General features: G+C 45.9%; 4 protein-coding genes. All 4 read right to left on the bottom strand.

Features of this window, described 5'->3' with window-relative positions; all coding sequences use genetic code 11:
- Positions 1-77: 77 nt before the first annotated feature.
- The 4 genes from MTBBW1_RS10040 to MTBBW1_RS10025 all read right to left on the bottom strand — a co-directional run bounded on the left by MTBBW1_RS10040 (position 78) and on the right by MTBBW1_RS10025 (position 9476).
- The gene (locus MTBBW1_RS10040; RefSeq protein ID WP_080802754.1) at positions 78-2123 is read right to left on the bottom strand and encodes a methyl-accepting chemotaxis protein; all 2046 of its coding nucleotides are present in this window, start codon (positions 2121-2123) and stop codon (positions 78-80) included.
- 151 nt (positions 2124-2274) lie between these two features.
- A complete protein-coding gene (locus MTBBW1_RS10035; protein ID WP_080802752.1) occupies positions 2275-4260 on the bottom strand; it encodes a methyl-accepting chemotaxis protein in 1986 nt (661 codons plus the stop codon).
- Between the two features lie 130 nt (positions 4261-4390).
- The gene (locus MTBBW1_RS10030) at positions 4391-7354 is read right to left on the bottom strand and encodes a choice-of-anchor I family protein (RefSeq protein ID WP_186441195.1); all 2964 of its coding nucleotides are present in this window, start codon (positions 7352-7354) and stop codon (positions 4391-4393) included.
- Positions 7355-7502: 148 nt separating this feature from the next.
- The gene (locus tag MTBBW1_RS10025) at positions 7503-9476 is read right to left on the bottom strand and encodes a bifunctional metallophosphatase/5'-nucleotidase (RefSeq protein ID WP_080802749.1); all 1974 of its coding nucleotides are present in this window, start codon (positions 9474-9476) and stop codon (positions 7503-7505) included.
- Positions 9477-9972 lie beyond the last annotated feature (496 nt).

The raw sequence follows: 9972 nt of genomic DNA, 5'->3' as shown, positions 1-9972 counted from the left end.
TGTTTCACATATGGGGTATGGGCAAAGGGGAAATTACAACTCACTAGTTTCATTAGAAAACTGTCAATAAACAGAGATCACACTTTGAATCGCCCCACCATCTCATTGAGTGCGGCGGCCAGATGTGAAAGCTCTTCAGCACTTACTTTAACCCGACTGCTTTGTTCAGTAATATCTGCTGCGGATTGATTGACTTCTGAAATATCTCTGGTTATCTGATCGGCCACCGTTGAACTCTGTCCGACATTCCTGTTTACCTCCTGGATACCGCAAGATGCCTGGTTGATATTGTCTGCAATTTCCCTGGTAGCGGAAGATTGTTCTTCCACAGCTGTGGCAATGGTGGAGATAATCTCATTGACGTCGTTAATTACTGTGCTGATTTTTGTTATACCGGCCAGGCTGCCCGAGGCACTATCCTGTATATTGTCAATTTTCTCCTTGATATCCATGGATGCTTCCGAAGTCTGCTTTGCCAACTCCTTTATCTCATTGGCGACTACGGCAAAACCTTTACCGGCTTCTCCTGCCCTGGCAGCCTCTATGGTTGCATTCAGAGAGAGTAAGTTGACCTGTTCGGAAATATCCGTGATGGTTTCCACCACTTTTCCAATGGAGCGGGCTGCTTCTCCCAGTACATTCATTTTTTGGGTGGAGTCGGTTACTTGGGACACTGCATCCTTTGAAATTTTTCTTGCAACTTCTGCATTCTTGGCAATTTCATTAATGGTGGCCGTCATCTCTTCGGCAGCCGTTGCAACGGTATTAGTGTTGATACTGGATTCTTCCATGGCAGCGGATATTGAGGTCATGTTTTCCGTCATCTCTTCGGCAGCAGCTTCAACTGTATTGGATTTTTCGGAAGTTCGAGACGATTCAAGGGACATCTGTTCCGATATGGATGACAATTGTGCGGAAGAGATTGAAAGCGTATTTACACCATGGGATATTTCCTGTATCATGCTCTGTAGTTTTCCGATGAAGAGATTAAACAGTTCAGAGAGTTCCCCCAGTTCATCCCTGCTTCTGACGTACAGACGCTTTGTCAAATCTCCATTCCCCTGGGAAATATCATTCAGGCTTGCGATGACGTCATTTATAGGCTTTACAAAAACGATTCGAGACAGAAAAAAGATAAGAACTCCAAGCAAAAGAAGAAATGTGGAGGCAATGAAGATACTGATGTTCCTCATTTTGTAAACGGCTTCCAGCATTCGGTGGGTTGGTGCGCTGATTAAAATGCTCCATGGGGTCTGGGTGGCTCCAATGGTAATGGAGGTGATAGTAAGTATTGAATCTTTACCGGTTGTTTCTGAAGTGAAATCGACGTGTGCGGTCTTCATCTCCTTTATTGCCTTTAAGATTTTGTCCGGGTAATTTTTGTCGATTGATTTTCCAATGAGATCTTTATTAGGGTGGGCGGTCATCATACCGCTGGCCGTTACCAGTGCGGCATATCCCGTGTCATAGGGTTTTATATCAGCAACAAGCGCTGCGATTTGATCCATGGAAAAATCAACACCGGCTACACCGATTGCCTTACCATTCAGCATTATAGGAACGCAGACACTTACCAGCATGACGGTTTTACCGCCCACTTCATAGGAAAATGGATCCATGATCACCTCTTTTCCCGTGTCCCTTGCTTTGGTATACCATTCTCCGCTCAGTTCAACGCAAGCTTCCAGATGAACGCCCCCCACCCGATTCCAGTAGGGAATAAATCGTCCCTTGTCCGTATGCCCGGTCTTACCTTGGAAATCGGCATCAAGTCCATCGAGGGCATTAGGTTCCCACACCATCCAGATTCCAAGGTATCTGGGATTATTGTTGAGGATGCCTTCCATCATGGTCAAAATGCTTTCTCGCTTTGCAAGAGAACCTCTTTTTTTCATGTTCTGAGTGCTATAGGAAAGTGTTCTTGCCGTATCCAATGCATTTTCAATATCCACCCGGATTTGGTTGGCAAATTCCCTTGAAAGAGCAGCCATTTTGCTGAGAGCTTCTTTATTGGCAATATCCGTAGCCTGCCTGGTGATTACACTGACGGTAATGATATAAGATATAATGACTACAGTTCCGATGGAGATCAATAGTTTGCCGGTGAGTTTTAAATTAAACATTATTCATCCTTTCTAAAAAGGGATCCAGGGACCATTCGTGCAAAAAGTGTAGGGTCACAGCCCCCTTGTCATTGACCTAAAAAAATTTAGTTGTCCTGGTATTATTTCTTTCTCCATGAATAGAGTAAGGGAACGTGGTTTCGTACTATTCCTAAACCCTGAAAACTCCCATCAGTTGTTTCAGATTGTTAGACAACACTGCAACCGATTCTGCATTGGCTGTCATTCGGGTACTGGAATCCGCCAGCTCTGATAGAGACTGCCTGGTGGAGTCAATATCCTTGTTTACAGTACTGATGGCCAAGGCAGAAGAACTCACATTTGAGCTTACATCTTCAATGCCGTCGGAAAGCTGTGCAATATTGGCTGAAATTTCCCGGGTGGCAGAGGTCTGTTCTTCTATGGCAGCGGCAATGGATCCGATATGTGTATTTGAGTCATTTATAATGGTGCTCACTTCCTGAACTTTTTGAGCAGACTCCCTGGTGGCATGCTGGATATCGGAGATTTTTTTATTGATCTCCTGGGCCGCCGCCGTAGTCTGAGCGGCGAGTGCTTTTATTTCTGCTGCAACCACTGAAAATCCTTTGCCTGCCTCGCCGGCCCGGGCAGCTTCAATGGTGGCATTCAGTGCCAGAAGATTGGTCTGTTCGGAAATTTCGGTTATGGTTTCTGTGACTTTTCCAATTTCATTGGCTGATATGCCAAGAGCCTCAATCTGCCTGGAGGTCTCACGGGATACAGTAACAGCATTTTCGGAAATACTCCTGGTATTGGAAGCGGTTTTGCTGATTTCGTTGATAGTGCCACTCATCTGCTCAACTGCTGATGCAATCATGGCAAGGTTGGCATTGGATTCTTCAACGGCAGAGGCCACTGTTTTCATATTGGCATCAACCTCGCTTGTGGAAGCAGTAATGGCATGGGTTCGTCCTGAAATGGATTCGGTCTCTGTGGAGACATTCCGTGTAATGGTCAGCATCTGGTCCGAGGCCTGATCCACTTTGTCGCTGTACTGCCTTGCATCTGCAATTATGGTGCACAGTTTATCCTGAAAGGTGTTGAATCCTGTGGCCAAGGCACCTATTTCATCATTGCTTGTCACAGAAATGCGTTTGGTCAGATCACCGTCTCCCTGGGAGATCTCTTCCAGAGCAGCAACTGTTTCTTTGATCGGTTTGAGTATTCTATTTACCAGCATGTTCAGCAGAACCACCAGCAGAACGATAGACCCCAGGGTCATCATAAAGTTGTATGTCTGGATTTTTTCCAAGCCTTTTCCAAGCTCGTTTTGTGGAATATCAAAGACGATTTTCCAGCCTGTGCTGGAGATTGTTTTAAATGCAATCAATTTCCGGGTGCCGGTGTCATCTGTATATTCATATTCGCCTTTCTCATTGGACAACAAGATTTGGGAGATATCGTTTTGATATCCTTTATCAGGTATATTCTTTATATTTTTGATTTTAGAAACATAGTTTTCTTTTGGGTGGGCAAGAATAGTGCCGTCAGGGGAAATCAGATAAGCTGTACTGTTGGGGCTCAGTTTTGTAGTACTCAATCGGGTGGAGAGGGCGGTGAGGTTCAGACTGGTACCTGCAACACCAATGGGATTTTCAACAGGCCCCATCAGTACATTGATAAAGGCCATGAGGGTTTGACTACCTTCAGCTATATCAAAGTTGATATCCATTTTTTTCCGGCTTTTCAGAGTTGAAAAAAACCAACTGTCCCTGGGGTTCTCCTTGTTGACGGTTTTAAATAAGCCTTTGCTGGTATAATAGTTATTGGAGCCGGAAGAGACAAGAAAGACAAAATCCATGTCATTTTTTTTCACCTCTTTGAGGTAGTCAATGACCAGTGATTTGGCTGCTTCGGGTTCACCCTCCCTGATCCACTGAATAATATGGGGATTGTCTGCCAGCAGCTTTGAGATGCTCATGGCCTTATCCATTTTTTTTTCAAAATTTTCTGCAATATAACTCACACTGGCAGGGGCTTCCTTGTTTGTTATCCTGGCGTAAATGAGATTAAAGGAAATTTTATTGGAGATATACCCTGAAACCGCCATGAGAATGATGACGAAAAAAGTTACACTGAGTAATAATTTGGTTTTGATGTTTAATTTTTTATGCATAGATTTCTCCTTAGGAACGGGGTCTAAATAAGTTGCCCATTTACCTCACCCCATAGCCCCCTCTCCATGTCTGGAGAGGGGGAGAATGGGAAAGTTATTTCCTGCTCATTCCTAAGATTATAAAATTCGTTTAGGGAAGATCGGTTTTAAGGGTTGTATCCGAGGGCGGTAAATCCGTCCAGAGGGAGCCCAGCACCTGCCCCAGCAACTGATTAATGGGGTCTTCGCTTCCCAAATATGAGGTAAGTGTGACAGAAGTGGCGCTGTCAAGCAGTTCATTTCCGGTATAGTGAGCCATGTAGGCTGAAGCAATCTGGGGTGAAACCACGCTTGCCATTCCGGCGTCCAGACCATATCCCCCCATATCAGAAGGGGCTGTCAGCATCGTTTGGGCAAGATTGACAAGGCCGCCGTACAGGTAAGTCCGAGAATAGTCGGTAAAATTTTTGCCTTCCAGTTCGTAATCAATCTCCGTAATATAGCGGCTTTCGATTCGTACGGAATTGTCTGTATCTATGGTGACCATACGATAGGGGCTGGGATAGGTGGCAAGGGAGCCGGTCTCCACATCAAGAAGCCTTCCATCTGCCCCAATGACCATATCCTGGGCATGATAGTGTCCTGTAAACACCATGGTCAGACCGGCATCGGCCAGACGCTGGGAGATGGCTTTATAATCATCTATCACATATTCGCTTCCAGGATTTGCAATGGACTGCCCGGTGAAATGCTCAAGCAATCCGTGATGCATGGCGGCAACGACTTGTTTTCCTTCCGATGTTGCCATGTTCAGCATCTGCTCAATCCAGACCAGAGTCTCTTCTGAAAATTGTCCGTGGGTTGCCGGATACGCTTCAACGAAATTATCGGTATAATCGCAGGAATCCAGTGCCAGCAGATAGAGCCCCTCAACCGGTTCGACGAGATAGCTTAATGAGTTGCTGTCCCGATAAAGGGCCTGCTTGAACCCGAAATCTCCGTAGATATCGAGAAATTCTTCCGGAGAAACCCAATCTGTTGGTACCGCATCATCCCCTACATAGGCGTGGGCATGGGGATTGTTGATATCGTGGTTTCCGGGAACGACAAACACTTCAATTCCGCCAGCTTCCAGGCGTTTCATGTAAGATGCGAACTCCTGGTGGCTGCTCAACTCGCCATCTTTAGTCAGGTCACCGGAAACAATGACAAATGAGAGAGAGTCATCCTTCAGCAGTGCTTCCACGGCAGCGGCGGTGATGGCTTCACTCTCCCGGATCAGTTTTCGATCCTGGGCAAGGTATTCTTCAAATGCAGAGCCCTCGACACCAAGGTCATTGTCGTAGTAATGGGGATCGCTGAGAACGGCAAAGGTTGTTTGCTGCTGCTGTTGTTGAGGAGTGATCTGGTACATGGTTGTGGAGCCACTCACCTCGTTGGTGACCATGAGCTGAGGGAGACCCGTTGTACTTTCATCGGCCGGGATAAAAAGAATCCCCTCCGGCCCAAGATCTCCGGCGGTTCCGGCTTCCGGGTCGCCGGTTACGATTCGGTTTGATTCATAGGAGACAAACTGAGGAGACTCGGGATTGGTGATGTCATAGACCATGATACCGCCGACCCGTTCTAATCCTATAAATGCATAGATGCGTCCGTTGATGTCACCCACGGTAACCCCTTCCGGTTCCGGGCCTTTGTCATCACTTCTATCATCGGATTCATTGCTGTCGTTGGATGCATTAAACACCTCCGGCATCAGTGCGGCGATCTTTTGTTCAAACTGATCCCCGCTGTCAAACACCAGCTGCATTCCGGATGCCGTTGCTTTCCAGATGCTGAATGAACGTGTGCCATAGGAGTAAAGTTGATCGTAATCCCCATCTCCATCAACATCCCCCAGGGTTTTCGTGATCTTCAGCCGTCCCATGTTCTCATCAAGCTGAAGAGTTGCTGCCGTGGGGAATGCCGTCGGATCCAGGGTAATATCCTTTACCCTCGCTTCTTCGCTGAAGGCATCGTAATCCCTGCTATCTCCTTCGTTGGCAGTGACAAGATAGGTCTGGCCATTGACGGAATAGGCGGCAATGGAATCGGGCTGATACATTCCCATCACCGGCCATGTGGCAATGTGGATGCCATTATCCTTATTGCTGACATCCATGCCGTTACCGGGAATTGAGTGATCTTTGAACCCAAGTGGATAGATGGCGACAATGGTTGCCGTTGCAATATCCACCTCTGCAATGGCGTTGTTTTCCTGGCAGGTGACCCATGCTTTGGTGGAGTCTGATGAAACTGCAATGTACTCAGGCTCCATGTCCTGTGCCAATGTAGAACCGGGCCCGTAGATATTTAGCCCCTGGGCTTTCAACTGTGCAACGTCATCATTGAACGCTGTGAAAGAAGCGATCTTAACCGTTGCGGAATTAACCCCTCCTGAAATGTCAATGACACCCACGGATCCTTCGGGATCCATGGAGTAGTCACCATTGGGTTCGCCTTCGTTGGCAACCAGTACATATTTTCCATCTTTGGTAAAGGTGACCATGTCAGGCAATGCCCCCACATCGACGCTGTTGAGGTAGGTTCCTGATGCGTCGAAAAAGACCACCTTACCCCGATTCTGTTTGGGATTGGCCTCGACAGCCACTGCAAGAACGCCCTCATGAAAAGCGACACTGTTGGCACCTGCACCGTAGGGAGCAAGATCAATTTCGGTGGCGGCAGTCAGGCCTTCCCCGACACTGAGTACATCGATTCGTCCGGAATTGGCATTGACAACGAACAGTTGTCTGCTCACAGGGTCGAAAGCTGATATTTCTGCGGCACTCTCATCAAAAAGCCCTGTCAAATATGTGGAAACCTTGTTGAGTGCTATAGTGGTGGTAGAAGTGGTCTCTGACGTCTCATTTCCATCGGATACGGGTATCATCTCAGTCAATTTGAATTGCAGATTGAGAGGGTCCGTCATCTCCAGCTTCAGGCTGTATTTCTCCCCGTAAATGAAACAGGGAATCTCCAATGTATAGGTGTTATTATCAAACGTGGCACACATGTCGTTTTCATCGGCATGCCCACCGGCTGTCAATGAGAGGCAGATCAGCAGAAATGCCATCACACTAAAAAAATTTTTCATTTATTCTCCATTCTTCTTAAGAACTTAGCGCACTTCGTGCGGGCTTTTCCATAATTAGCTGTTTTTGCAGGATAAAAATGGAAATTTCTATACTATAAATTTAAAAAGATAATCGGGTGTGATTCAATCAATGTACCCCATCACCGGTTGCATAGAGGATGTCGTAATCCATTGCCGCACCGGCTGTAGCCCAATCTTCAGGGATGAACCGCCAGTTGCCAATGGTTTTTGGCGTCACCTGTTGCTGATTTTGAATCTCTTCGATGAGATAATATCTAAGATCCCGAGCAGTTACACCGATCTGTCTGTTTACAAGCTCTGAACTGTCAATTCCGGCACCGTTGGTCAGATGACCACCACCGCCACCTGCTCTGTACGAGTTTATGGCTACTTTGTAAGTCGCTGTGGGATCAAAGGAAGATCCCGCATCCACAACTCCATCCAGATTTCTATCCATTCCCAAAATATCAACCCGATCGTATGCCGGTTTTGTCACATCAACCGTATAGACAATACCTGCTGCTGAATCGTAATTGTAGTAGCGAGCTGCCAGATCATAGTTTCCGGTGGCTTCATCGTAGGACTTAAAGTTGATCAGGTGGTCAGTTGCCGCCGACATCTGATTGGCCCACATGGCATAGGAGTATTCGAGATGACCATCCACTTCATTTCCGGTCAGCTCCATAACATAGAGGGTATTTTCGTATTTGTAGAGTTTGTACATATCCCTTACGTAAACTGTGCCCGCTTCAATGGTGGAATCAAACTGCAAGGGAGCTGCAAATGAGATGTCCGGCTCAATGCCGATCACATTGCGTGCCACCTTGAACTGAAGGTCATGTACAAGATCGTTGAAAGAAGAGTCGCCGAACATGCTTTCCCTTGATGTGGTTGAATCGGTGAATGTTCCGATCTCTTCATTCACATAATCTTTTGTTGCCTGAATTTGAGCACTGAAACTGTTGTAGAGTTCAAGATCCACATCAAATTGAGTGGCATCAATGGTGGCCGTATCGATGGAAGCAATTTCCCACTTCCCATCTTTTTTGACCAGAGACAAGGTTGCTTCACCAATGGATTGTGCCCCATTTTTTGCACCAATGATATAGACGAGGTCATCGGTTCCCTCCACTGTAACCGTCTCTGTCTGCTCCATGTGGTCATGGCCTACAAAAATAACATCAAAGCCGGGAACCTTTTGAGCAACCAGTTTTGAGGCATTTTCATTGGTCGGCGTATCCGCATCAGTTCCACCGTAGGTATAGTCTGTTCCGGAATGGAAGAGTCCCACAAAAATATCCGGATCCTCGGTTTGCTGGATGTAAGGTACCCAATTGGCAGCGGTGTCGATCATATCTCTGAACTCCATATTTGGCCATACAGACGGCGGCAACCATTTGGGAATACCGGGGGTGATCAGACCCAGCACGGCCACTTTGATCCCATCAACGGTAATAATAGTGTAGGGTTTAAAATAGGGTTCCCCTGTGAGGGTATTGATACAGTTGGCTGCAAGCCAGGGAAAATCGAACTGTTCATTAATGGCATCGTACACTGCTTTTCCAGGTTCGATATCGTGATTTCCAACTGTGGCTGCATTATACTCCATATAGTTCATTACTTCTGCGATGATATGATTATCAAGGGTTGATCTTTCATAATTGAAAAAATTTGCAATGGGTTGCCCCTGTAAGATATCGCCATTGTCCAGAAGGATCACGCTTTGATTCTCCATTGCTCGCTGTTCCTTTACATAGGTAGAAACCTGGGCAAGGGAGCTGGTGGTCTCTTCGGCAGTGATAAAATCATAGGGAAACAAAGATGCGTGGACATCCGTTGTTTCGATGAATTTCAATAGCTTGGTCTCGGCATTGGTATCGGTACCGCCAGTGGGATTCATTTCTGTGAGTTGAAATTGAAGATTCACTACATCGGACATCTTCAGTTTCAAGCTGTACGTCTCTCCATAAATAAAGCAGGGTACTTCAAGGGTCAGCGAAGCATCATTAAATGTGGCACACATTTCATTTTCTTCGGCAAATCCACCCATGGGGATTGTCAAACAAAGCAGCAGGGCAACTACAAACACAATTTTTTTCATTTCCACTCCTTTCGTTATTTACGTTCATTTGAAGGTATAATTCGGATTTACTTCTAACGTCGGCCACTGTAGGAGCAATCCTGTATGATTGCTCTCTTGAAGGTCAGCCACACAGGTCTGTTCCTACAAAATTTCAATATTCCAGCAAATCCTGTTGTGAGATGAATAATCCCGATTACAGTAAACTACTTGAGTTAGTCACGTGTTAGGAATTTATAAGATTCACATTAACCAAGCCAAAGCCATATTTGAAAGCTGCAAAACAGGGCTTAAGTGTAAGCCATCGCCTTTTCTTATCCACCGGAATGTGTTAGCAAGAGTGTTGTGATCATTGTGCCTGTTACCGATCTTCATACGTTGAAACTAAATTTATAGTATAGGAATTTTCATTTTTATCCTGCAAAAACAGTTGATTATGGAAAAGTCTGCACGAACTGCGCTAACTTCAATGAGTAAAAAAATACAAAAGGGTTGATATTCGGGTTTCGTTCACTTC

Origin of the sequence: Desulfamplus magnetovallimortis, from assembly GCF_900170035.1 — a bacterium.
Lineage (GTDB): Bacteria > Desulfobacterota > Desulfobacteria > Desulfobacterales > Desulfobacteraceae > Desulfamplus > Desulfamplus magnetovallimortis.
Note: the sequence above shows the minus strand (reverse complement) of the source record. Positions and strands in the feature narration are given on the sequence as shown.

What these genes read in the sequence shown, in the direction of transcription:
- MTBBW1_RS10040 (WP_080802754.1), bottom strand. Translation starts at nt 2,123, where the DNA reads ATGTTTAATTTAAAACTCACCGGCAAACTATTGATCTCCATCGGAACT.
- MTBBW1_RS10035 (WP_080802752.1), bottom strand. Translation starts at nt 4,260, where the DNA reads ATGCATAAAAAATTAAACATCAAAACCAAATTATTACTCAGTGTAACT.
- MTBBW1_RS10030 (WP_186441195.1), bottom strand. Translation starts at nt 7,354, where the DNA reads ATGGCATTTCTGCTGATCTGCCTCTCATTGACAGCCGGTGGGCATGCC.
- MTBBW1_RS10025 (WP_080802749.1), bottom strand. Translation starts at nt 9,476, where the DNA reads ATGAAAAAAATTGTGTTTGTAGTTGCCCTGCTGCTTTGTTTGACAATC.